Origin of the sequence: Thiorhodococcus mannitoliphagus (assembly GCF_010915725.1) — a bacterium.
GTDB lineage: Bacteria > Pseudomonadota > Gammaproteobacteria > Chromatiales > Chromatiaceae > Thiorhodococcus > Thiorhodococcus mannitoliphagus.
Genome location: NZ_JAAIJR010000053.1, coordinates 1 through 23617, shown reverse-complemented (window position 1 = coordinate 23617; position 23617 = coordinate 1). Strand labels below are relative to the sequence as shown.

Annotated in this window: 19 protein-coding genes; 15 read left to right on the top strand and 4 right to left on the bottom strand. The window is 62.4% G+C overall.

Annotated features, from left to right (window positions below; all coding sequences use genetic code 11):
• Nucleotides 1–45: 45 nt before the first annotated feature.
• On the bottom strand, nt 46–726 hold the full coding sequence (locus G3480_RS13900) for a hypothetical protein (RefSeq protein WP_338114140.1): 681 nt from the start codon (nt 724–726) through the stop codon (nt 46–48).
• Between the two features lie 50 nt (nt 727–776).
• Entirely contained in the window at nt 777–1154 is a 378-nt protein-coding gene (locus G3480_RS13895; protein WP_164654492.1) for an Mth938-like domain-containing protein, read from the bottom strand.
• A gap of 103 nt (nt 1155–1257) precedes the next feature.
• Between G3480_RS13895 and gltX the strand changes: the two genes are divergently transcribed.
• Complete coding sequence (gene gltX, locus G3480_RS13890) at nt 1258–2676, top strand: glutamate--tRNA ligase (RefSeq protein WP_164654491.1); 1419 nt, start codon at nt 1258–1260, stop codon at nt 2674–2676.
• A gap of 45 nt (nt 2677–2721) precedes the next feature.
• On the opposite strand, the gene G3480_RS13885 is transcribed toward gltX, so the two are convergent.
• Nucleotides 2722–3036 (bottom strand): DUF1840 domain-containing protein, encoded by a 315-nt coding sequence (locus G3480_RS13885; protein WP_164654490.1) that lies wholly within the window; start codon nt 3034–3036, stop codon nt 2722–2724.
• Nucleotides 3037–3254: 218 nt separating this feature from the next.
• On the opposite strand from G3480_RS13885, the gene G3480_RS13880 reads away from it, so the two are divergent.
• The 14 genes from G3480_RS13880 (at nt 3255) to G3480_RS29535 (ending at nt 22699) form a co-directional block, all read left to right on the top strand.
• Nucleotides 3255–4928 carry a glutamine--tRNA ligase/YqeY domain fusion protein gene (locus G3480_RS13880; RefSeq protein WP_164654489.1) on the top strand — a complete coding sequence of 558 codons (1674 nt, stop codon included), beginning with the start codon at nt 3255–3257 and terminating at the stop codon, nt 4926–4928.
• Nucleotides 4925–5506, top strand: coding sequence for a DinB family protein (locus G3480_RS13875; RefSeq protein ID WP_164654488.1), 582 nt, complete (start codon nt 4925–4927; stop codon nt 5504–5506). The genes G3480_RS13880 and G3480_RS13875 overlap by 4 nt, the downstream gene beginning before the upstream one ends.
• A 5-nt stretch (nt 5507–5511) precedes the next feature.
• On the top strand, nt 5512–6207 hold the full coding sequence (locus G3480_RS13870; RefSeq protein ID WP_338114139.1) for a uracil-DNA glycosylase family protein: 696 nt from the start codon (nt 5512–5514) through the stop codon (nt 6205–6207).
• 140 nt (nt 6208–6347) lie between these two features.
• Nucleotides 6348–6776 carry a PaaI family thioesterase gene (locus tag G3480_RS13865; protein ID WP_164654486.1) on the top strand — a complete coding sequence of 143 codons (429 nt, stop codon included), beginning with the start codon at nt 6348–6350 and terminating at the stop codon, nt 6774–6776.
• Complete coding sequence (locus G3480_RS13860) at nt 6773–7531, top strand: competence/damage-inducible protein A (protein ID WP_164654485.1); 759 nt, start codon at nt 6773–6775, stop codon at nt 7529–7531. The genes G3480_RS13865 and G3480_RS13860 overlap by 4 nt, the downstream gene beginning before the upstream one ends.
• A gap of 149 nt (nt 7532–7680) precedes the next feature.
• Nucleotides 7681–9765, top strand: a complete 2085-nt coding sequence (locus tag G3480_RS13855; protein WP_164654484.1) for a TonB-dependent receptor plug domain-containing protein — start codon at nt 7681–7683, stop codon at nt 9763–9765.
• Nucleotides 9766–9795: 30 nt separating this feature from the next.
• Nucleotides 9796–10452: a YfiR/HmsC family protein gene (locus G3480_RS13850; RefSeq protein ID WP_164654483.1), complete on the top strand. Its 657-nt coding sequence runs from the start codon at nt 9796–9798 to the stop codon at nt 10450–10452.
• A gap of 556 nt (nt 10453–11008) precedes the next feature.
• Nucleotides 11009–16075: an EAL domain-containing protein gene (locus G3480_RS13845; RefSeq protein ID WP_164654482.1), complete on the top strand. Its 5067-nt coding sequence runs from the start codon at nt 11009–11011 to the stop codon at nt 16073–16075.
• A gap of 5 nt (nt 16076–16080) precedes the next feature.
• Entirely contained in the window at nt 16081–16518 is a 438-nt protein-coding gene (locus G3480_RS13840) for an HIT domain-containing protein (protein ID WP_164654481.1), read from the top strand.
• Between the two features lie 221 nt (nt 16519–16739).
• Nucleotides 16740–17963, top strand: coding sequence for an efflux RND transporter periplasmic adaptor subunit (locus G3480_RS13835; protein WP_164654480.1), 1224 nt, complete (start codon nt 16740–16742; stop codon nt 17961–17963).
• Nucleotides 17960–21097 (top strand): efflux RND transporter permease subunit, encoded by a 3138-nt coding sequence (locus G3480_RS13830; RefSeq protein WP_164654479.1) that lies wholly within the window; start codon nt 17960–17962, stop codon nt 21095–21097. Before G3480_RS13835 ends, G3480_RS13830 begins: the two co-directional genes overlap by 4 nt.
• A gap of 294 nt (nt 21098–21391) precedes the next feature.
• Nucleotides 21392–22138 carry a transposase family protein gene (locus G3480_RS29545; protein WP_164654478.1) on the top strand — a complete coding sequence of 249 codons (747 nt, stop codon included), beginning with the start codon at nt 21392–21394 and terminating at the stop codon, nt 22136–22138.
• Entirely contained in the window at nt 22063–22479 is a 417-nt protein-coding gene (locus tag G3480_RS29540; protein ID WP_164654477.1) for a transposase, read from the top strand. The genes G3480_RS29545 and G3480_RS29540 overlap by 76 nt, the downstream gene beginning before the upstream one ends.
• Nucleotides 22391–22699 carry a transposase gene (locus tag G3480_RS29535; protein WP_164654476.1) on the top strand — a complete coding sequence of 103 codons (309 nt, stop codon included), beginning with the start codon at nt 22391–22393 and terminating at the stop codon, nt 22697–22699. The genes G3480_RS29540 and G3480_RS29535 overlap by 89 nt, the downstream gene beginning before the upstream one ends.
• A 604-nt stretch (nt 22700–23303) precedes the next feature.
• Here the strand turns inward: G3480_RS29535 and G3480_RS27880 are convergent.
• Nucleotides 23304–23617, bottom strand: a 314-nt coding sequence (locus G3480_RS27880) for a hypothetical protein (RefSeq protein ID WP_206171710.1), incomplete at its 5' end; no start/stop codon positions are given.

Sequence of the window (23617 nt, the reverse complement as noted above, 5' to 3'; positions counted from 1 at the left end):
GGGAGCAGAAAAGAGGGAGCAGGCTGTTCGGCCCATGAGGCGGCGTCACTCCCCGTGCTTGCTGGCGGCGGCGATTGGCTCGAGCGGTGCGGTCAGCGCTGGGAAGTCGGCGGGATTGACGTATTGGATAACCACGTGACCCTTGGCGTCGCGCCCGATATCCAGACCGCGCTCCGGATAGAGCCAATGCACGATGCCGGTCTCTGGCTCGGTCAGCTTTCTCGTCGGCTCGCCGAACCGCTGTGTGATGAGGGCATCGTCAAGCCGGGCTTTGGGGAGATAACTGATGCTCTGAATTGGACGCGAGGTCAGCGTCTCGATGTCAGCTGGGTCTAGCTTTACCTTCTTGCCGCCGCTACTGAGCTGGCTGATGCGCAGTCCTCGGTCGTACATCCCTTCCAGCGTTGCCTGATCCACCTCCAGGGTGATGACGAAATCGGCCCTCAGCCGCTCGAGATAGATCTGCTCGAAATAGGCCTCGGTCGCGAAGCGGATCGGCTCCTCGACGGTCTTGAACAGGTTCAGCTTGCCTTCCTCCCGGAAGACGGCGCGGACCTCGGCGAGCGTGGTCTCGCCCAGCGTGAAGCCAAAGACCTGGGTGTGCCCCAGCTCATTGCGATCGACCTGCCAAGGCAGCCTGACGACACCGTCATCGACCGGATCCGGCATTAGCAGCAGCATGCCGGCGAAGCCCAGGACTGCGGCGCCCAGGATGGATAAGACCATCTTGCGATCCATGATGTGACGACTCCCGTGGAGCGAACGAAGAGGGGGTATCAGGTGAGCCCGAGGATGAGTCCCGCGGCGACGCGGCGTCCCTCGGACATCAGGATATTGTAGGTGCGGCAGGCCGCGCCCGTGTCCATCACCTCGATGCCGACGCCGCGCTCCATCACCCAGAAATAGACTTCCGGAGGCGGAAAGACTTGCGTGTCCCCGGTGCCGAGCACGATCAGCTGAGGATCCAGCGCCAGCAAGGTCTCCAGGTGCTCGCGCGCCAAGACCGCCGCGCTGCTGGGCCCCCAGTCCTCGACGATGCGGTCCGGCGCCAGGATCAAACTGCTGCGAAAACGCCGGCCACCCACCAGAATGCCCTCTGGCCCATAGCCCTCGACCAGGTGGCCGCTTGAATCGTCTGCTTCTGCGAATCTCATAGGTTCAACATAACCGATGGCTGGATGCACGAACAAGCGGGCAGGAAAACCAGGCACTGTGTAGAATTTCGCATCTCGATTCAATCAATCAGCCCGGAAAGCCATGACAGTTCGCACCAGATTCGCTCCCTCACCAACCGGCTATCTGCACGTTGGAGGCGCCCGCACGGCGCTCTTCTCCTATCTCTACGCCCGCAAGCATGGCGGTCAGTTCGTGCTGCGTATCGAGGATACGGATCTGGAGCGCTCCACGACGGAGTCGGTCAACGCCATCTTGGAGGGCATGACTTGGCTGGGTTTGGACTACGACGAGGGTCCCTTCTACCAAACCGAGCGTTTCGACCGCTATAACCAGGTCATTGATGAGTTGCTGGACAAAGGGCTGGCCTACCGCTGCGATTGCCCCAAGGATCGGCTGGAAAAGCTCCGGATCGACCAGATGGCGCGCAAGGCGAAGCCGCGCTACGACGGTCGCTGCCGCAATCGCCAAGTGGATCCAAGTGAGCCGCACGTCATTCGCTTCAAGAATCCGGTGGACGGCGCGGTCGTTGTCGACGACCTGATCCGCGGCCGCGTCCCCTTCAGCAATGCCGAGCTGGATGACCTCATCATCCGCCGCAGTGACGGCACGCCGACCTACAACCTCACGGTGGTGGTGGACGATGCGGATATGCAGATTACTCATGTCGTCCGTGGCGACGATCACCTGAACAATACGCCGCGTCAGATCAATATTCTCACCGCGCTGGGCTTCGAACCGCCGCGCTACGCGCACGTACCCATGATCTTGGGTGACGACGGCGCGCGGCTCTCCAAGCGGCATGGCGCGGTGAGCGTGGTCGCCTATCGGGATCAGGGCTATCTGCCCGAAGCCTTGCTCAACTACCTGGTGCGCTTGGGTTGGTCGCATGGTGATCAGGAGGTCTTCTCCGTCGAGCAGATGATCGAGCTGTTCGACATCGGCGACGTCAACAAGGCCGCGTCCGCCTTCAACAAGGACAAACTCGACTGGCTCAACCAGCAATACCTCCAGCATGCGGAGCCCGGCCATATCGCACGGCTCCTAAGCCCGCACATGGGCAAGCTCGATATCGACCCCTCCACGGGGCCGGACCTCGCCGATGTGGTCAAGGCGCAGGCCGCCCGCGCCAAGACCCTGACCGAGCTGGCCGAGATAAGCACCTTCTGCTACCGGGACTTCGAGGAGTACGACGAGGGCTCGGCCAAGAAGCACCTGCGTCCGGTTGCTCGCGAGGGCTTGGAGAAGCTGCGTGCCGCCTTCGAGCTGATGGCCTTCGAGGACTGGACGCCCGAGCAGCTCAAGCACGTGGTCGAGCGCGTCGCGGAAGAACTGGAGGTCAACATGGGCAAGGTGGCTCAGCCGCTGCGCGTGGCAGTCGTGGGTCGTGCCGCGTCGCCGGGCATCGACGAGACGCTGATGTTGGTCGGCAAGGACGCGACCTTGCGGCGGATCGATAAGGCCCTCGCCTTCATTGATGCGCGGGCCGCGGCTTCATCCTGACGCCGGTAACTGCGTGTCATCGCGAAGCGGTGACACGCCGTCGAATCAGTTCTCCCACATGACGTTTTCCTTTTCCGCGGCCGCGGCCTTGAGGAGTTCGATCAGGGGAAGCGCGCGATGTGCCAGGCTGACGTGCGCTGACGCGTCCTCCTGGCCCTTGCCGCCGGGCTCGGGGTCCAAGTGCTCGCCGGCGTGCTCGGCGACGGCCTGCTCCAGTCGCTCGAGCGCTGCCGGGACGTCCTCGGCGAGTAAGGCGCCTGGCACCGCGCCGCTGTGGCCCATGAGCTTGATGAGTGCGACGGCGACATCGCCGAACATGGTGATGGGCGCATAGGCCTTGGTTTGGAACTTGACTAGCATGGAAGGTGCTCCGGTTGGATCCTGGTGGCGGTGGACTCAGCGATCGAAAGGGGTTTGCTGCGAACCGCTCCTCGCTTTGAAAGCATAGGCGGGATTGGTGATCGGGGTTTGCGTGCTTGTTCAGCGCGTGCGCGACACTGAATCTCGCTCACGCCTTACAATTGCCTGCACAGCCGCTAGAATGCGGTGCCTATTGATCTTCTAGCCCCTGAGAGACCATGACCGACGCCGCCGAGTCACCCCGTACGAATTTCATCCGCCAGATTGCCGCAGCAGATCTAGCGTCCGGAAAACATGAGCGCGTCGCGACCCGTTTTCCGCCCGAGCCGAATGGCTATCTGCACATTGGCCACGCCAAGTCCATCGTCCTCAATTTTGGTCTGGCGCAAGACTTCGGTGGCACCTGCAATCTGCGCTTCGACGATACCAACCCACACAAGGAAAATGTGGAGTTCGTCGAATCCATCAAGGAAGACGTGCGCTGGCTGGGCTTTGACTGGGGCGATCGACTCTATTTTGCCTCTGACTACTTCGAGAAGCTCTACGATTTCGCGGTCGAGCTGATCAATAAGGGGCTCGCCTATGTTTGCGAACTCTCCGCGGATGAGATGCGCGCGTATCGGGGCACCCTGACGGAGCCCGGCAAGGACAGCCCCTATCGCAACCGCTCGGTCGAGGAGAACCTGAGCCTCTTTACGCGCATGCGCGCGGGTGAATTCCCGGACGGCTCGCGCACCCTGCGTGCCCGTATCGACATGGCCTCGCCCAACATCAACCTGCGCGATCCCGTGCTCTACCGCATCAAGCATGGCGTGGTGCATCATCAGACGGGCACGACCTGGTGCCTCTACCCGACCTACGACTACACGCATCCCATCTCGGACGCGCTCGAGGGCATCACCCACTCGCTTTGCACCCTGGAGTTCGAGGACCATCGGCCGCTCTACGACTGGTGCGTCGGCAACGTCTCGGTGCCGAGCAAGCCGCGCCAGATCGAGTTCAGCCGGCTCAACCTCGAGTACAGCGTCATGAGCAAGCGGCGACTCACCGAACTGGTCTCTGAGTCGCACGTTCACGGCTGGGACGATCCACGGATGCCGACCATCGCCGGGCTGCGCCGTCGCGGCTATACGCCGGCGTCCATCCGTGAGTTCTGTCACCGCATCGGCATCACCAAGTCGGACAACTTGGTCGAGATGGCCATGCTGGAGAGTGCCATCCGCGACGACCTGGATGCCCATGCGCCGCGCCGCATGGCGGTGCTGCGTCCGCTCAAGGTGGTCCTCACCAATTATCCCGAGGGTCAGGCGGAGGAGGTGGAGGCGCGGAATCATCCTAAGGATGAGTCCATGGGCGCGCGTCGCCTGCCCTTCGGGCGTGAGATCTACATCGATCGCAGCGATTTCGAGGAGGTGCCGCCCAAGGGCTTCAAACGCCTGGTGCCTGACGGGGAGGTGCGTCTGCGCAATGCCTACGTCATCCGCTGTGACGAGGTCATCAAGGACGCGGCCGGCGAGGTGACCGAGCTGCGTGCCTCGATCGACATGGACACCCTGGGTAAGAATCCCGAGGGCCGCAAGGTCAAGGGTGTGATCCATTGGGTCTCCGCCGCGCATGCCGTCCCCGCCGAGGTTAGGCTTTATGATCGTTTGTTCCAGGCCGTCATGCCGGGCGCCGGCGGGGCGGATTATCGCGATGACATCAATCCCGCATCGCTTCAAGTCCTGACGGATTGCGTCCTAGAGCCATCGCTGCGCGACGCTGCGGTGGGTGAGCGCTTCCAGTTCGAGCGCGAGGGCTATTTCGTCGTCGATCGCGACGCGACGCCAGAGCGCCCGGTCTTCAATCTGACGGTCGGACTGCGCGATACCTGGGGCAAGAGCAAGAAATGATGCCGCGCGGGCGCAAGGAGCCAGCCGGAGCGGGTGCTGGCATTCCCGCGCACGAGCGTCTAGCCGCCTCTATTTGGGTCCGGTTCTATGCCTCATTCGCCTCGCCGGGCAAGATCCTCGAGCAGTTCCGAAGCGACGCCGAGCGTGCCCTGACCTTGGCGCGCCGGCTTTCCGAGGAGGCCGGCACGCGGCCAGTGTGCATTCGCCGCTTTCCGGGGATCGAGGCGGAAAGCCGTGATTGGTCCGTCTACATGACGCTCGACCATTTGGTAATGATCAACACCGCCATCACGGCCCTCATCCATGCCATCTGTTCGGCTCGCGGCCACGGGGTCGAGATTCGCGTCGAAGACGTCAAGCCCCACCCCGACGCCGGGCCGGATCGCATCCCGGCCCTCGAGGCGCTCGTCGAGCGTTACGCCCACCAGATCGACTGTCTGGGCTTACTGCAGTCCTGCGCGCGTTACCCGCACCCTTGGTTCGGGCCGCTGACCGCGCGTCAATGGCATGCCTTGGCCGCGCTGCACAATCGAATTCATCGCCTTCAGATCGAAAAGATCATCGACCGACTGGATTGACAGAGGTGTCCGATACAAGCCGCCAGCATGCTTCCCTCGCGCATCGGCAGTCCGCTCTCGATCAGCTTCACCGTGATCTCGAGGCCTGCCAACGCTGTCCGAAGATGTTTGGGCCGCCCGTGCACAGCGTCTCGGTGATCTCATCCATCATGCTGATCGGGCAAGCGCCCGGCACGCGTGAGATCGAGCAGAAACGCCCCTTCTGCTGGACCGCCGGCAAGACGCTCTTCGGCTGGTTCGCGTCCATCGGTCTGGACGAGCAGGCATTTCGGAGTCAGGTGCTGATGAGCGCGGTCTGTCGCTGCTTCCCAGGCAAGAATCCCAAGGGCGGCGATCGCGTGCCCGATGGCGACGAGGTGGAGCGCTGCGGCTCCTGGTGGCGAACGGAGATGGCGCTGCTGCGCCCGCGCCTGATCCTGCCGGTCGGTAAGCTCGCCATCTCACAGCTCATGGACTGCAAACGTCTCAATGATGTGGTCGGCCAGCAATGGTCCTACCGCTCCGCCGAAGGCTGGGAGGCCGACATCATCCCGCTGCCGCACTCTTCGGGCGCCTCGACTTGGTTCAAGATGGATCCCGGCAAGGATCTGCTGGCGCGCGCCTTGGAGCTGATCGCCCTGCATCCTTGCTGGAAGGAATGCGTCGGCAAGCCCTCGCACCCTGCCCGTTCGCCAGGGCCGAGGGAGGATTCGGAGTCTTGAGCATCGGATCGTCCAGTCCGGCCGTGCGACCTGGGAGCGGCGCCCCGCCGCGATCGGGCGCGGTTCGACCAATCTTCTTGGGATCAAAGTTCTCGCAAACGATCTGAGCACAACCTTTTCTGAGCACAACCTTTTCAGCCATGTCTCCTGATCAAATTCAGCAGTTCTTTCGCAATGACCGCTTCGCCGAGCATGTCGGCATCGAACTCTTGGACGTCGGGCCGGGCAGGGCGCGCGCGCGGCTGGAGATCGAGGACCGCCACCTCAACGCCGTGGGTGTCGCCCATGGCGCCGCCATCTTCAGCCTGGCGGATCTGGTCTTCGCCGTTGCCTCCAACTCGCATGGCAGCGTGGCGCTTGGGGTCAATGTTTCTGTCTCCTTCCTCAAGTCGGCCGGGCGGGGCCCGCTCGTCGCGAAGGCCGAGGAGGTCTCGATCAATCCCAAGCTGGCGACCTACCTCATTCGCGTGACGGACGCGTCCGAACATCTGATCGCGCTCTTTCAGGGGACGGTCTATCGCAAGAAGGATCCGCTGGCGGATCATTTGCCATCCGGGGCCGAAGGATGACCTCGGCGCCGCAGCCCATTGCCTTCGGGCTCATCGTGATCGGGGATGAGGTGCTGAACGGCGACCGCGCCGACGGCCACTTCGCCGCCTTCAAGCGCATGATTCAGGCGCGTGGTCATGAACTGGCCTGGTATTGGCTGCTGCCTGATGACCCGGATACGCTGACAGCGCATCTGAGCTTCTCGATGGCGCGCTCGAACCCCGTTTTCTGTTGCGGCGGTATCGGCGCCACGCCAGATGATCACACCCGTGCTTGTGCCGCCGCCGCGGCCGGGGGCAGGCTGACCCGTCATCCCGGTGCCCGTGCGCTCTTGGAGGCGAAGTTCGGCGCCGATGCCTATCCCCACCGCATGCTGATGGCGGATCTGCCCGAGGGCGCCGAGCTGATTCCCAATCCGGTCAACCAGATCCCAGGTTTCTCGACCGGGCAGCACTGGTTTCTCCCCGGATTCCCCAAGATGGCCTGGCCGATGGCTGAATGGGTCTTGGACCGGCACTATGGAAGCTGCGCGGCTGTTACCGAGGCCGCGGTGGTGGTGCGGGGTACGCCAGAGAGCCGTCTGATTCCGCTGATGGAGCAACTCGGTCAGGCGCATCCCGACCTCAAGCTCTTCAGCCTGCCTCACATGGGAGAAGATCCGCACATCCTGCTCGGGTTTCGTGGTCGAGGCGGTCTGGAGGAGGCGATGGCGGACTTGCGCGCGGCGCTGGCTGAGGCGTCCATCACAGATGTAGAAAGCCACCTAGGCCATTGATGTTGGTCGCCGTCATGGCCGTTTCGGGATGAGGTTCACAGTACGTGCCAGCCGTCTTGATGCCCCTGCGGCTGAGGCGTAGCATCCTTGACGGCCTCATTGCTTCGATCCTTTCTCGCGCGCCCATGAAGATTCCACGATCTGAACCCATGGCAGGGCTCTCGCCGATTCGCTCGGCGAGATCCTGCCTCTTTCTTGCCGCCACTCTGTCGCTCAGCAGTGGCGCGACGGCCGCGACCCTTAACGGCGACAGCGAGCTGTTCGACCTCAGCCTCTCCGAGCTGCTCTCGCTGCAGATCACGACGGCCTCGCGCAAGGCGGAGCCCGTGTCGCAGGCTGCAGCCGCCGTCTTCGTCATCACTCAGGAAGACATTCGCAGATCTGGTGCGACCTCGGTTCCAGAAGCCTTGCGGATGGCGCCCGGCGTTCAAGTGGCCCGGATCGACGCCAACAAGTGGTCCATCTCGGCGCGTGGCTACAACGGCCGGTTCGCCAACAAGCTGCTGGTGATGATCGACGGGCGCAGTGTCTATACGCCGCTCTTCTCCGGGGTCTACTGGGACGCGCAGTCACCCATGCTGGAGGACATCGAGCGCATCGAGGTCATCCGTGGGCCGGGCGCGACGCTCTGGGGCGCGAACGCCGTCAATGGTGTGATCAACATCATCACTAAGCCGTCTGCGGAGACCCAGGGCGGCCTGCTGATCGCTGCAGTCGGCAATGAGGAGCGCGCCGCAGGTGCCTTGCGCTGGGGCGGCACCATTGGCGAGCTGGGGCATTATCGCGTCTACGGCTTGGGCTTCGATCGCGACGGGACATTGGATGCCGCTGGCCGGCTAGACAACGCGGACGATTGGAACGGCGGCAAGGCCGGTTTTCGGGCCGATCTCACGCCGAGCACGCGCGATGAGCTTGCGCTCCACGGCAACTTCTACCAGGGCGACCACGGTGAATCCGTCTACGACCATGAGAATCTGGCAAATCCATACTCCGTCGTCGACCATACTACGGAGGTCACCAACCTAGACCTGCTGGCTCAGTGGACCCGCCATGTCTCGGAGACGGATGACTTCACGCTCAAGACCTACTTCGACCATACCGAGCGTGATTGGGCGCGCATCGGGGAGGAGCGGGACACCTTCGATATCGAGCTTGAGTACCGCACCCAGCGTTTCGACGGTCATGATCTCATCTTCGGCCTGGGCTACCGCTACACCAGCGACCAGTTGGACAACACTGAGCTGGTCGCGCTCATGCCGGACTCGGATACCCTCAATCTCTTCAGTGCCTTTGTCCAGGACGACATCCAGCTCGTTCCGGATGAATTCACGCTGACCCTGGGTGCCAAGATCGAGAACAACGACATCACCGGCTTCGAGGTGCAGCCAAATCTGCGTTTGTTGTGGACGCCGAGCCAGACGCAGTCCATCTGGGGGTCCATCGCAAGGGCGGTGCGGACGCCGGGTCGGGGTGAACTCGATGGTATCGTCCGGCAAGGCGTGATAGCCGCTGGGACGGCCTTGAATCCGACTTCTGTCCCGATCGAGACGGTCATCTACGGCAGTGATTACCTCGAATCCGAGGACTTGACCGCCTACGAGCTTGGCTACAAGTGGCAGGTCGACCGCTCCCTGGGTGTGGACCTCGCGTTTTTCTACAACGACTATCAGAATCTCCGAACCGCGAGCTTCGGTGATGTGTCTTGCAATCCGAGCGGGATCTACCCCTATTGTCTCTTCTACTCAGACTCGCTGATCAGTCTGGTCAGGGCCGGGGAGCTGGGTAACGATGCAAGCGGCTACTCCAAAGGGGTCGAGCTAGCCGCCGACTGGCGCCCGGTCTCGAAATGGCGCTTACAAGCGGCTTACAGTTATCTGCAGTCCCATATCGCAGCGGCTCCGACCGTCAACGCCGTCGACGATCCTCGGGCCTCGCCCGGCAATCAGTTTTCGTTGCGCTCTTGGTTTAATCCAGTTTCAGACATCGATCTAGATTTTTGGCTTCGCTATACGGACGAGAGCCTATCCTTCTCGGTTTTGGGCCGCACCGAGATCGATCCCTATTGGGAACTCGATGTGCACCTTGCCTGGCGTCCTTCGCCGAGTCTGGAACTCGCACTCGTTGGCCAGAATCTATTTAACGACGCCCATATCGAGGGCTTCTCTGAGCTTGGCGATCTGCCTTTGGCCAGTCTGGAACGGTCTTTCTATTTGAAGATGAATCTGGATTTTTAGGCTGTCACTGGCGCCGCTAAATCACGAATCGTGGACGATTCAGCTTCAGTCACCCGCGCCACTCCAGGCGGTGCCCCGGTCTCCCTTGCCCCCTTGCGGCGGCGCAAGGCGGCGACACACCTACACTCGGGCGGGGCTGGCCCCAAGGGGCGTCTTGCCGCTCAGCTATGGCTCGCTTTCTTGGGTCTCAGTCTGGCTTTCGTCGGGCATCCCATGGAGCTGTCACGCGAGGACCGTATCAAGGCGGCGATCGTCTACAAGGTGGGCAAGTTCGTCGATTGGCCGACCAGTGCATTCTCGAGTACGGACGCGCCTTTACGCCTTTGCCTTCTGGGTCGCGATGACTTTGCCGCAGCGCTTAGCAGTGTCGCCGGACGCAAGGTGCAGGGGCGGGGCATTGAGTTTCGCGTTGTCGGGGCGAACAGTCTTCCCCAGGCCGGGGATTGCAATATCCTCTATCTGCCGCGCTCCGCCAGCGGTCGCGTCGCCTCCGTGGTGCGCAGGCTCACTGACAAGCCCATCCTGACCATCAGCGACATCCCCAGTTTTGCCCGTAACGGCGGCATGATCTCTCTGGTGCGCAGGGGGAACCGCATCGGGTTTGAGATCGACCCTGATCGGGTGAGGCGTGCCGGACTCGCGGTGCGTGCCCAACTGCTCGACCTGGCGGAGATCGTTGGCCAATGACGACGCTGAGCAATGCGCTGCGATCTGGGCAGGCGCTTGGGGGCGCGAGCCAGGCAAGAGCCTGCTGAGCCGACTCAGTCTCCGCACCAAGATCGGCGCCTCTGTGGTCGGCCTAAGCCGGCTCGTCTTGGTCTTGGCGATGGTCGCCTTCGGGGTCGGGGCCGAGGAGTGGCTGGACAGGTGCAGGACGGCTGGCGCGCGATACGGATCAAGAGACGCCTCTTGCTCATTGCGGTTCGCTGCCGCTATCCCTAGGATGGCGAGCCACGCACTGTCATCGGTCCAGTGTTTCGCGTCTAGGAGGGGGCGCAGCTGAATGGGGCGCTCAGGCCGCTTGGCGCTGCTGCCCGAGTGTGCCGCTTGAGTTCAGTCTTTGGTCTCATCTGGGCGTCGGCAGACCGCGCGTCTGGTCGCTCCGTGGGCAATGACGAAGATCAATGGGTTCGCCGGATTGCCTGTCAAAAGATCGGCATCTCATTGTTTTAGATAGGCGTTTAGCTCACCCGTGATGTTACAGTCGAGCCAGTCGATTAGCCAAAAGCTGCGGCGTGTCATCATGGTGACCACACTGCTGTCCCTGATGGTCGCCATGCTTGCCGTGCTCGGTCTGCAGGCGCTCTCTTATCGCAACGCCTTGCTACGTCATGTGTCCGTTCTGACCCAGGCGATCGGCACGACGACCACGGCCGCGCTCGAGTTCGGTGACGCCAAGACGGCGACGCGGCTGCTCGAGGCGCTCAAGGCCGAGCCCGAAGTCTTGCTCGGTTGGCTCACGGACGTTGACGGTGTCCTGCTCGCCAAGTATCGCCCCGGCCTCACTGTCTCGGCCGCTGGTGCGCGCGAGCAGGATGCGTTGCTGGCTGAAGCCGCTCCGCCGGCTTGGATCGCCGCCGCCATTGACAAGGGCGAAGAGACCTACGGCTTTTCGGCTCGGCGGCTCTATTACGTGGCGCCGGTGCTCTTCGACGGTGATCGCATCGGCTGGGTCGGTATCGAGGTCGGGCTCGAGGGCTTCTACGCGAGTCTTGGTTGGAATCTGCTGATCCTGGCCCTGGTCCTCTTGGTCGCCAGCGGCTTGGCGCGCCTCATCTCGGCCAAGCTGCAGCGACCCATTACCACGCCCATCGTCAATCTCTCCTCCGTGATGGAGCAGGTCTCGAGCGAGCAGGACTATGACCTGCGTGCGCCCGCCGGTCAGGACGACGAGATTGGACGCCTGATCTCAGGCTTCAACGAGATGCTCGGTCAGCTTGGCGAGCGCGACAAACGCCTCGCGGAGCACCGGGAGTTACTGGAGCGCGAGGTCGCGGATCGCACGGCGGATCTCTCCCACGCTAACGAGGGGCTTCGTTTAGCGGTCGAAGAGGCGCAACGCGCGCGCGCGAGCGCCGAGCAAGCGCGTGAGGTCGCCGAGCAGGCGAATCGGGCCAAGTCGCAATTCCTCGCCAATATGAGCCACGAGATCCGCACCCCCATGAACGGCATCATCGGGATGACCGAGCTGCTCTTGGGGACCGAGCTGACGGCGGAGCAACGCCGTTTTGCCAGCGCGGTCGGTCGCTCCGGGCGCTCGCTGCTGGCGGTCATCAACGACATCCTGGATGTCTCCAAGATTGAGGCTGCCCGTCTGGTGCTGGAGCACACCGAGGTCGATCTCGCCGAGCGCATCGAGGATGCAGTGGATCTCTTCGCCGAGCGGGCGCACGCCAAGGGCCTGGAGCTGGTCTGTCACCTCGCGCCCGAACTGCCCGCTCGCGTCATGGGTGATCCAGCCCGGATTGCTCAAGTGCTGAGCAATCTCGTCAGCAACGCCATCAAGTTCACCCAGGATGGCGAGGTGTTGGTGCGGGCGCTCTTGGAATCGCGCGCCGATGACGAGGCCCGAGTCTCGATCCAGGTCACGGATACCGGGATCGGCATTGCCAAAGCGAGCTTCGACTCGGTCTTCGATGCCTTCGCCCAGGCGGATGGGTCGACCACGCGGCAGTTCGGTGGCACCGGCTTGGGATTGGCGATCGCCAAAGAGCTGGTCGAGTTCATGGGCGGCGAGATCGGCGTCGTGAGCGAACTTGGGGCCGGCGCTTGCTTTTGGTTTTCGCTGCCGTTGGAGGTCAAGGCGTGGGATGCCGCGCCGCTGACGAAGGCCGAGCGGCTCATCGGGCGTCGTGCCCTGGCGGTCGCTTCGCACCGCGCGGTGCGTGAGGTCCTGGTCGACTATGCGGGCTCTGCTGGGCTCGAGACCATGGCATGCGCGCACCCGAACGAGGCGTTGCGCATTCTGCTCGAGGCCGAGCATAGCGGGTATCCCATCGATATCCTGATTCTCGACTCGGCGCTCAGGGAGGTTACGTCGCTCGCCTCGACAGTTGCGATCCGACAGAACCCGGTCCTCGGAAAGCTTGAGCGTGTTCTCCTGACGCCCTTGAGTCTTGGCTGGCAGTCCAGCAAGTCGGCTGGACTGGAGCTGGATGCCTATCTGACCAAGCCGGTCCGCCGCAAGCCACTGCTCGAGTGCCTTGCTGAACTCAAGTCCGTGGCCGGCGCCGACTACCAACCGTCGCAAGCGCTCGAGCCGGCGGCCGTCGTCGAGAAGGCCGCCCCGCTCGGACTCAAGGTGCTGGTGGCCGAGGACAACCGGGTCAACCAGGAGCTGACCATAGCCATGCTCAAGAAGCTTGGCTGCCAGCCCTCGGTGGTCTTCGATGGGCAGGCCGCCGTGGAATCCAGCGATGCTGACGGCTTCGACATCATCCTCATGGATTGTCAGATGCCGCGGACGGACGGCTATGATGCGACCCGACTCATCCGCATGCGAGAGGGGCGTGCGCAAGACGGACGGCGGATCCCGATCATCGCGCTGACGGCGCACGCCATGGCGGGCGATCAGGAGCGGTGCCTGGCGGCCGGGATGGACGATTACCTGACCAAGCCGATCTCACTGCCGACGCTGCGTGACGCCTTGCTGCGCTGGTCGTCACGCACGCAGGAGCCGCACGCCCCGCGCAGCCTGCCAAGCACAGCCGAGCCCAGCAGCCTTGGGCTAGGTTTGGACGATCTGGATGAGCTGCCCGTTCTCGATGAAGCGGAGCTGGCTGGAATCGCGGCGATGGGGCCAGAGGTCGACTATGACTTGGTTGCCCAGCTGATCGACAATTACAAGGGCTCTATGCCGGAGTTCATTGCAAGGCTCATCGAAGGTCTGCGCGCGCGCCGGCCGGACCAAGTCGCCGAATCCGCCCATGCGCTGCGCTCGTCCACAGCGGCCATGGGTGTCAGGAGGTTGTCCGAGCTTTGCAGGCGGCTGGAGCGTGCCGCCAATGCTGCCGCTGACGAAGGCATCGAGCTGCTGTGCAGCCTGGAGCTGCCGCCCTATCTGGAGGCGTTGGATCGACAGTCATCCGAGGCGCTGAGCCGCTATCTCGACCGCACTGCGGTGGGGGCCAAGGCGCCGGACCCGGCGACAACCGTCGTTGCTGATTCGGCCGCTGACTCGGCAGCTGGTTCGGCCGAGGAGAAGCCATGCATCCTCATCGTCGACGACGACGAGTCCATGCAGCTGCTGGCCAAGAGGAACCTTGAGAATTTCGGTTTCAACTATGCGGGGGCGCGAACCGGGCAGGAGGCGATCGACAATGTTGGCATGTGGGAGCCCGACCTGGTGGTACTCGACGTCATGATGCCCGGCATGGATGGGTTCGAGACCTGCCGACGGCTGCGCCGGAAGCCCGGTTGCGAGCTGATTCCCATCCTCATGGTGACCGGGCTGCATGATGTGGAGTCCATCCAGAGGGCCTACGAGTCCGGTGCGACTGACTTTCTCTCCAAGCCGGTCAATTGGACGCTGATGATTCATCGTCTGCGCTACTTGCTGCGCGGGCACGCGACCTTGGCGGCCCTGCACAAGAGCGAGGCGCGCAACAGCGCTCTGATTTCAGCCATTCCAGATGCCCTGCTGCGTTTGGACAAGGACGGGCACATCCTGCAGTTCAAGCCCGGTCGGGTCTTGCATGGCCTTGGCGCGCAGACGCAGAGTCTGGTCTCGGATCTCTCCGATTTTCTGCCGGAGACCCTCTGTGAGGCGGTCCGCAGTGAGATCAGGGCGACGCTCGCGGACTGGTCGGTGCGGGAGCTGGAGATCGAGCTGCCCGGCGGCGATCGCGAGACGCTTGCCTTCGACGCCAGGTTCATCGCCATCGATGCCGAGCAGGTCATTCTGCTGCTCCGCGATGTGACCGAGCGGCGACGCCGTCAGCGCATGATCCAGGACCTGGCTTTTCGGGATGGTCTCACCGGATTGGCGAATCGGCAGCAGCTCAGCCATGACTTGTCGGATGCGCTCTCCAACGCGCGTCGACATGATGATGAGGTTGCCGTCATCTTCCTAGATCTCGACCAGTTCAAGCGCATCAATGATTCGCTCGGCCACGGCATCGGCGACGAGCTGCTCCGTGCGGCGGCTTTGCGCCTGCAGTCGGCCGTCGATCAGATTGTCCAATCGTCGCGATCGCAGGGGGCGCCGATCGGCCAGACCGTGGCCCGCCTCGGCGGCGATGAACTCACCGTGGTCCTCAAGGGCGTCAATGTCAGGCAGCTTGCGCGCGGCGTTGCCGAGGGGATCATCCAAGGCTTCCGCGAGCCCTTCGACATCGCCGGCCACAGCATCGTGTGCACGGTCTCCATCGGGATCGCCGTCGCGCCGGACGATGGCGATACCATCGAGGCGCTGCTCAAGCATGCGGACACCGCCATGTACGCCGCCAAGCTCCGCGGCCGCAACAACGCTCAGTTTTTCACCGCCTCCATGGGCGAGGCCGCGACACGCAAGCTGGATATCGAGGCCCGATTGCGCAATGCGATCGACCAGGGGCAATTCACCCTCCACTACCAGCCGGTGATCGACTTGCAGACCGGCGAGACCAAGTCGCTCGAGGCCCTGCTGCGCTGGCAGGATCCTGAGCGCGGCCTCGTGGGTCCGGCGTCCTTTATCTCGGTCGCGGAGGAGTCGGGGCTGATCCTTCCGTTGGGGAGCTGGGTCATCGATGAGGTGGGTCGGCAGCTTGCGATCTGGGAGCGCCAGGGATTGGATCTGGGCGTCGCGATCAATCTTTCGGCGCGGCAGTTCAGCCAGCAAGGCCTGCTGGAGCATCTGCTCGATCTTGCGCGCGGTACTCGCAAGGGGCGGATCGAACTCGAGATCACCGAGAGCATCCTGCTCGACCGGGATGCACGCTTGATCGATACCCTGACGTTGCTCAGGGGCGAGGGCATGCGGGTTGCCATCGATGATTTCGGCACCGGCTATTCCTCACTGGCCTATCTTCAGAATCTGCCGATCGACACACTCAAGGTGGATCGCGCCTTCGTCCGCGAAATCGGCAGCGCCTCGCCGAGCGATCCGCTGGTCCGCGCCATCGTCGCACTGGCCCGTGGTCTGGGCCTGCGCGTCGTCGCCGAAGGCGTCGAGACGGATGAACAGCTCCGCTTCCTGGCGGCGGAGGGCTGTCATTCCGTACAGGGTTTCCTCTTCGCGCGCCCCTTGTCGCCGAGTCAGCTCAGCACCTATCTGCTGCGCGGCGAGGCCATCCACGGCGTCAGTTCCAACCGCGTTAGCTCGGCAGGGTAATGCTTATGCGCAAGTACGGTTCGACGGGTTTCGAACTCCACCCCAGACTCAAGGCCGATACCTGGTCGATGGGCGAGTCATCCAATAGCCTCCTCCTACTCATGAACAATGCCTTGGCGCCCTGGCTGATCCTGGTGCCGAAGACGGATGCCCATGAGCTTCACCATCTGAGTGCTTCCTTCAGACAGGATATCCGCGAGGAAGTCGACCTAGTTTGCGCCGCGCTCGAGCAGGCGCTGAGACCCCACAAGCTGAATGTCGCGACCCTGGGCAACGCGGTGTCCCAGCTGCACATCCATGTCGTCGCTCGCTACACCAACGATGTCTTCTGGCCGGGACCCGTTTGGGGGCATGAGCAGCGGCGGGATTACCAGGCCGAAGAGGTCGAACGGCTGAAGGGACAGCTGCGTGAGGATCTGGGCCAGGCGTTCGCGCTCGCCTAGACGCGGTTCGGCAGTCGGCGGGAGGGGGGCGGGCGGGCCGGTTCCCTCTCAAGGATGGTCGTCGCTCCGAAGTTGCGTCCTTGCTGCTGTGGCACTCCCCAAAAGTGCCCAGGTCGCTGCGGAGGCTGACACGCCCATCCGCTGGGCGGGTCGCTCGGTCACACCGCGTCCCTACTTTTAGGCTAGGATAATCCCGTCGCTTCCTTCGCCGAGGTTTTTAGATGGTCGCCCACGTCTCCGAGCAAGACTCCCGCACGCCGATCCCCAATCCGCCTTTCGCCCGCCCGATGGCGCCCGAGCAGGCCGCTCTGCGCATCGGCGGTATTGGTGCCCTTGTCTTGCTGGGGCTCGCATTGACCGGCTGTGACAAGCCGGCATCCGCGCCGACGGAGCAAATGCCTCCTCCGAGCGTCATCGCCGTCAAGGCCGAGGAGAAGACGATTGAGGACGAGGCTCAGTTCGTCGGTCGCGTGGTCGCGGTCGATCGGGTCGAGCTGATGGCCCGGGTGGAAGGTTTTCTCAAGGAGCGCCTCTTCAAGGAGGGTCAGCGGGTCGAGGAGGGTGATGTCCTGTTCCAGATCGAGCCTGACCAGTACCAGGCGGTGGTGGAGCAGCGCCAGGCCGACGTCGAGAAGGCCAAGGCCGATTCGCAGAATGCCGATGCACAGCTCGCCCGTGGTCTGGAACTGCTGAAGTCCAAGAACATCGCCCGCGCCAAGGTCGATGAGCTGGAGGCGGCCGCAGCGGTGGCCAAGGCGAGCATCGCGCAGGCGCAAGCGGCCCTGACGGCCGCCAAGCTTGATCTCAGCTACACGCGGATCACGGCCCCCGTCGCCGGGCGAATCGGCTTGGCGGCGATCACCGTGGGCAACCTGGTGGGGCCAGCCTCCGGAACGCTCGCGACCATCGTCAGCCGCGACCCCATCTATCTTCAGTTCCCCGTGACGCAGCGCCAGCTCCTGGAGGCGCGCAAGCAGTTAAAGGCCAAGGGCGGCGATCCCAAGAATATGGTCGTCCAGGTCCGGCTGCCCGACGGGACTCTTTACGCGCACAGTGGTCGCCTCGACTTCGTCGACGTCACGACCGACCAGGGGACGGACTCCGTGACCCTTCGCGCGGATATCCCTAACCCCGACGGTCTGCTGGTCGATGGTCAGTTCATCAGCGTTGTGCTCCAGAGCGGTGAGCCGGAATCCACCATCGTGATCCCGCAGTCCGCACTGCAGGTCGACCAGCAGGGCGTCTTCGTCTTGGTGGTGGATGCCGACAGCAAGGCGCAGGTGCGCCGCGTCCAGACCGGGCCCAGCAAGGGGGGCGGCGTGGCGGTTATGAAGGGGCTCGAGGTGGGCGACCTGGTCATCACCCAGGGGGTGCAAAAGGTGCGGCCGGGTCAGGAGGTCAAGGTCGGACCCGCCGAGCAGCCTGATGGGGGCGCTTCCTCATGATCTCGGACGTCTTCATCGACCGACCCAGGCTCTCGATCGTCATCTCGGTTGTCCTGACGCTGGCCGGTCTCATTGCCATCACTCAGATTCCGGTCGCCCAGTTTCCTGACATCGTCCCGCCGCAGGTCTCGGTCAGCGCCTCTTATCCAGGGGCGAGCGCGTCTGTGGTGGAGTCCACCATCGCACAGCCGATCGAGTCCAAGATCAACGGCGTCGACAACATGCTCTACATGAAGTCGACCAGCGGCAATGACGGCAGTTATTCATTGAACGTGACCTTCGCGCTCGGGACGGACCCGGATATCAACACGGTCAACGTCCAGAACCGCGCCAATCTGGCCATGGCCCAGCTCCCGGAGGAGGTCAAGCGCCAGGGACTGACGGTCAAGAAAAAGTCCACCGCGATGCTCCAGGTGGTGGCGCTCTACTCGCCCAAGGGTGCCTATGACGCACTCTTCCTGAGCAACTACGCGACCATCAACGTCATCGATACCCTGGCGCGGGTGCCCGGCGTGGGCGAGGTCTTCCAGTTCGGGCCGCTGGACTACAGCATGCGCATCTGGCTGGATTCGGATGCACTGACCGGGCTGGGCCTGACGCCTTCGGACATCATCGCTGCCATCCAGAGTCAGAATGTACAGGCCGCGGTGGGCCGGATCGGTGCCCAGCCGATGACGCCGGATCAGCAGTTCCAGATCACCCTGCAGACGCAGGGCAGGCTGACGGACGTCGCTGAGTTCGAGAACATTGTGGTCCGCGCTAACCCTGACGGTTCGAGCATTCTGGTCAAGGACGTCGGGCGGGTCGAGCTGGGCGCCAAGCAGTCAGATTCGGTCAGCCGCCTGGATGGTAGCGATACCGCCGCCATGGCGATCTATCTCGCGCCCGGCGCTAATGCCGTCGCCGTGGCGGATGGCATCAAGGCCGCCATGGAGCGTCTTGCCGAGCGTTTTCCGGACGATATGGACTACACCGTCGTCTATGACACTACGGACTTCGTCACCGCCAGTCTCGAGAAGGTGGTCCATACCCTCTTCGAGGCCTTTGCGCTGGTCATCCTGGTGGTCTTCCTCTTCCTCGGGAGCTGGCGCGCGACCCTCATCCCGCTGGTCGCCGTGCCGGTGGCACTGATCGGCACCTTCGCTTTCCTGCTGCTGATCGGCTTCTCGGCCAATACCATCTCGCTGCTGGCCGTGGTCCTGGCCATCGGTATCGTGGTGGACGACGCCATTGTGGTGGTCGAGAACGTCGAGCGCATCATGGAGGAGGAGGGGTTGTCGCCACGCGAGGCGGCCAAGAAGGCCATGGGCCAGATCACTGGACCTATCATCGCCATCACCCTGGTGCTGCTGTCCGTCTTCTTGCCCGTCGCCTTCATCCCGGGCATCACCGGGCAGCTCTTCCAGCAGTTTGCCGCCGTGGTGGCCTTTTCCATGCTGATCTCGGCGATCAACGCCCTGACGCTCTCGCCCGCGCTCTGCGCCATCCTGCTCAAGCCCACTCACCACAAGCGCGGTGTCATGAAGTACGTGATGGGCGGGATCGACAAGGTGAGAGACGGCTACGCGGCCGTTGTGCGGCGCCTGGTGCGGTTCTCCTTGATCGTGCTGCTGCTAGTGGCTGGTGCCGGCGCGGCGACCGGATGGCTCTTCAATATCACCCCGACCGGCTTCCTGCCCGAGGAGGATCAGGGGGCCTTCATGGCGCAGATCCAGCTTCCGGAAGGGGCCTCGGTCAACCGCACGCTGGTTGTGGTGAAGGAGATCGAGAAGTTGGTGATGGACGATCCGGCCGTGAAGTACGTCCTCACGGTGCCGGGGTACAGCATCCTCGACGGCAGCCTGCAGTCCAACAGTGCCACCCTCATCGGACGGCTCAAGCCCTTCGAGGAGCGCACGACGCCGGATCTCAAGGTCGACGCGGTCATCCGCCGCGTCGCCGTGCAGACCGCCGCGATCCCGAGCGCGCGCGTCATGCCCTTCAACCTGCCCCCCATCATCGGTCTGGGCACCGGAGGAGGCTTCGAGTATCAACTCGAGGACCTACAAGGCCGGACGCCGGATGAGTTGGCTGGCGTCATGCGGGCCATGGTCCTGGCCGCCAATCAGGATCCGGCGCTGTCACGGGTCTTCTCGACCTGGGCGACCGACAATCCGCAGGTCTATCTCGACATCGATCGCGAGAAGGCGCAGACCCTGGGGGTGCAGATCAGCGATATCTTCACCGCGCTACAGGCGACGCTCGGCGGCTACTACGTGAACGATTTCAATAAGTTCGGCCGCGTGTGGCAGGTCAAGGTCCAGGGCGAGGAGGCGGACCGCCGGGCCTTCGACGATGTTTATCGCATCCATGTGCGCAACGCCAATGGCGAGATGATTCCAATTCGCGCCATCATGACGCCGGAACTCATCCTGGGGCCGCAGCTCCTGCAGCGTTACAACAACTACCGCAGCGTGACCATTCAGGGTGGTCCAGCCCCAGGCTCCAGCTCCGGCGATGCGCTGGCCGCAATGGAAAGGATCTCTGCCAAGACCCTGCCGAGCGGCTATGGCTTCGAGTGGACCGGCACTGCCTTCCAGGAAAAGGAGGCCGGCGGCAAGACGCCCATCGTGCTCGGACTGGCCGTGCTCTTCGCCTACCTCTTCCTCGTCGCACTCTACGAGAGCTGGTCGATGCCGGCGGCCGTGCTGCTGTCGGTGACCGTTGGTGTGCTCGGGGCCATGACGGCCTTGCTCATCGCCCAACTGCCGAACGACCTCTACGCCCAAGTCGGCATCGTCGTACTCATCGGCCTGGCGAGCAAGAACGCCATCCTCATCGTCGAGTTCGCCATGGAAGAGCGCGCGGCCGGTAAGCCGATCATGGACGCCGCAGCCAATGCCGCGCGGCTGAGAATCCGCGCCGTGCTCATGACCAGCTTCGCCTTCATCCTCGGCCTAGTCCCGCTCATCATCGCCAGCGGGGCCGGCGAAGCCAGCCAGCGCGGCGTCGGCACCGCCGTCTTCGGCGGCATGCTCGCAGCCTCACTCATCGGCGTCTTCCTCATCCCCATGCTCTACGTCGTCTTCCAGCGACTGCGCGAGAGGCTGCACGGGGCGCCGAAAGAATCAGGTGTCTCAGCGGCTAAGGGATGACTAGGTGCTCGATGTTCGGTTATTCCAACCCATCAGCCTCCCTGATTAGCAAGCTTGCTCAGCAAGATGTATCCAGTGCTCCGGGCGCTGCCCTGTGGAGGTCACCGCAACCAGCAATCGGATGGGGCGCCCCTCAGCGGGGATTGGCTACCATAATCTGCCTCATTTTGGCGAGATAACTGACCCTGCTGCAGAAGCTTGCTATTCAGGTTCCCGAGTAAAGGCTGGCTCTCCCGGATCTTCCTGGGTTGTGATATCTTAAGAATCAGTGGGTTGCGAATCGCGCCCTGATGAATGCTCATTCGAACGCTGCTGATTATGACGCTTGCCCCAGAAACCCTGCAGACGCTGTTGAGCCTCCCCGATATCGCGATTGATCGGGTTGTGCTCACGAGGCCCAGGACGCTCAAGATCTATCTTCATAGCACCCTGGAGGGCGCGCACTGTCATCGCTGCGGAAAGCGCATTCATCATGCTTACGGGTTGAGTCAAGAGATTACGCTGCGCCATGTGTCCTTGGGTGAATACACCATTGTGATTGTCTTGCGCCCCAAGCGGTACCAATGCGACGACTGCGACGGGCATCCTACGACGAGCCAAACGCTGTCGTGGTCTCCGCCCCGCGCCTCGGTGACGAAGGCGTTCGAGGATCAGATGCTGCTGGAGCTGATCAACAGTACGCTCGAAGATGAGAGCCGCAAGCAGGGCATCGGTATCGATATCGATGCGCTGCAGAGCATCCTGGATCGGCGCCTTGAGCCGGAGGTCGATTGGAGCGCGCTCGAGACGCTGGAGGTCATTGGCATCGACGAGATTGCCTTGAAGAAAGGTCATCGTGATTTCGTGGTTGTCATCAGTGCCTACGTGAACGATCAACTGCGTGTCATCGGCCTCCTCGCTGAGCGTACGAAGGCGGCGGTGATATCGTTTTTTTTCGTCGCATTCCCAAGTACTTACGGCGCACCGTGCGCGTCGTCTGCTCGGACCTCTATCACGGCTTTATCAGCGCCGCGAAGGCGGTGTTCGGCAAGCGAGTCCTGATCTGCGCGGATCGCTTTCATGTCGCGCGCCTCTATCGCGAAGGACTCGAGACGCTGCGCAAGCGCGAGTTCAAGCGGCTGCGCAACACGCTCTCCAAGGTGTCCCTGGATGAACTCAAGATCGCGGATTGGGTCCTGCGTCATCGTCGCGCCGATCTCAATGCCGATGAGCGTCGCCTGCTCAATCGCGTCTTTGCGCATTCACCGAAGCTCAAAGAGGCGTATGCGGCCTGTGAAGCACTCACCGTGATTTATGAAAGTCGCCTGTCAAAAAGGGCAAGGCAAGCGCAAACTGCGCGGTTGGATCCAGCGTGTCACCCATCGCAAGCTCAGCTGTTTTGATCGTTTCGTCGGCACGCTCAACACGCATTTCGAAGAAATCGCTAATTATTTTCTCGATCGTCACCCCAGTGGTTTCGTTGAGGGTCTCAACAATAAGCTCAAGGTCATCAAACGCCGCTGCTATGGAATGACGAACATCAATCACCTCTACCAGAGGGTGTACTTGGATCTTAATGGATACGCTCAGTTCGGAGTTGATCGCCAAAAATCAGTCGCTTAGTGTGGCATCGCTTAGCCACATTTCTGCATCGCCGTGTACGTCAAAATCCACTCTAAGCACTTGTTTTAAAATGAATCGGTCCTTCCCATGAAATTCTGGAGAGACATTCGGTCAGCGGGTCAGCGAGAGCCCAGTTGGTACAGGCATGTTACACCAATCACTTGGATCGACCTGGTAGATCCAGTTGTGTATTTCTTCGCTGTCGCTGCTATTCCAATAGGCAACCCGCTTCACCTTCGTGAGATCGTGGGCGACGTCTAATTGCACTCTCCCTAAAGAGTACGGCCCGACGTCCCCGTTATTTGCGGAATTTCCGTTGTAAATTTTGTGTGAGAACAACGGAATCACCGAGAGGGGTGTGTTATCAGAACGCCGCACGCTCAGCGCTGCCTCGATGCCAGCCTGTGTGTAGCCGGCGGTCTTTTAGAGGGTGTACTTGGATCTTAATGGATACGCTCAGTTCGGAGTTGATCGCCAAAAATCAGTCGCTTAGTGTGGCATCGCTTAGCCACATTTCTGCATCGCCGTGTACGTCAAAATCCACTCTAAGCACTTGTTTTAAAATGAATCGGTCCTTCCCACGAAATTCTGGAGAGACATTCGGTCAGCGGGTCAGCGAGAGCCCAGTTGGTACAGGCATGTTACACCAATCACTTGGATCGACCTGGTAGATCCAGTTGTGTATTTCTTCGCTGTCGCTGCTATTCCAATAGGCAACCCGCTTCACCTTCGTGAGATCGTGGGCGACGTCTAATTGCACTCTCCCTAAAGAGTACGGCCCGACGTCCCCGTTATTTGCGGAATTTCCGTTGTAAATTTTGTGTGAGAACAACGGAATCACCGAGAGGGGTGTGTTATCAGAACGCCGCACGCTCAGCGCTGCCTCGATGCCAGCCTGTGTGTAGCCGGCGGTCTTTT

Coding starts and splice junctions, on each gene's coding strand:
- G3480_RS13860 (WP_164654485.1), top strand. CDS start 6,773: ATGACCTCGGCGCCGCAGCCCATTGCCTTCGGGCTCATCGTGATCGGG.
- G3480_RS13900 (WP_338114140.1), bottom strand. CDS start 726: ATGGTCTTATCCATCCTGGGCGCCGCAGTCCTGGGCTTCGCCGGCATG.
- G3480_RS13855 (WP_164654484.1), top strand. CDS start 7,681: ATGGCAGGGCTCTCGCCGATTCGCTCGGCGAGATCCTGCCTCTTTCTT.
- G3480_RS29535 (WP_164654476.1), top strand. CDS start 22,391: ATGAAAGTCGCCTGTCAAAAAGGGCAAGGCAAGCGCAAACTGCGCGGT.
- G3480_RS13845 (WP_164654482.1), top strand. CDS start 11,009: ATGGTGACCACACTGCTGTCCCTGATGGTCGCCATGCTTGCCGTGCTC.
- G3480_RS13895 (WP_164654492.1), bottom strand. CDS start 1,154: ATGAGATTCGCAGAAGCAGACGATTCAAGCGGCCACCTGGTCGAGGGC.
- G3480_RS13865 (WP_164654486.1), top strand. CDS start 6,348: ATGTCTCCTGATCAAATTCAGCAGTTCTTTCGCAATGACCGCTTCGCC.
- G3480_RS13835 (WP_164654480.1), top strand. CDS start 16,740: ATGGTCGCCCACGTCTCCGAGCAAGACTCCCGCACGCCGATCCCCAAT.
- G3480_RS13880 (WP_164654489.1), top strand. CDS start 3,255: ATGACCGACGCCGCCGAGTCACCCCGTACGAATTTCATCCGCCAGATT.
- G3480_RS13830 (WP_164654479.1), top strand. CDS start 17,960: ATGATCTCGGACGTCTTCATCGACCGACCCAGGCTCTCGATCGTCATC.
- G3480_RS13875 (WP_164654488.1), top strand. CDS start 4,925: ATGATGCCGCGCGGGCGCAAGGAGCCAGCCGGAGCGGGTGCTGGCATT.
- G3480_RS13840 (WP_164654481.1), top strand. CDS start 16,081: ATGCGCAAGTACGGTTCGACGGGTTTCGAACTCCACCCCAGACTCAAG.
- gltX (WP_164654491.1), top strand. CDS start 1,258: ATGACAGTTCGCACCAGATTCGCTCCCTCACCAACCGGCTATCTGCAC.
- G3480_RS29545 (WP_164654478.1), top strand. CDS start 21,392: ATGCTCATTCGAACGCTGCTGATTATGACGCTTGCCCCAGAAACCCTG.
- G3480_RS13885 (WP_164654490.1), bottom strand. CDS start 3,036: ATGCTAGTCAAGTTCCAAACCAAGGCCTATGCGCCCATCACCATGTTC.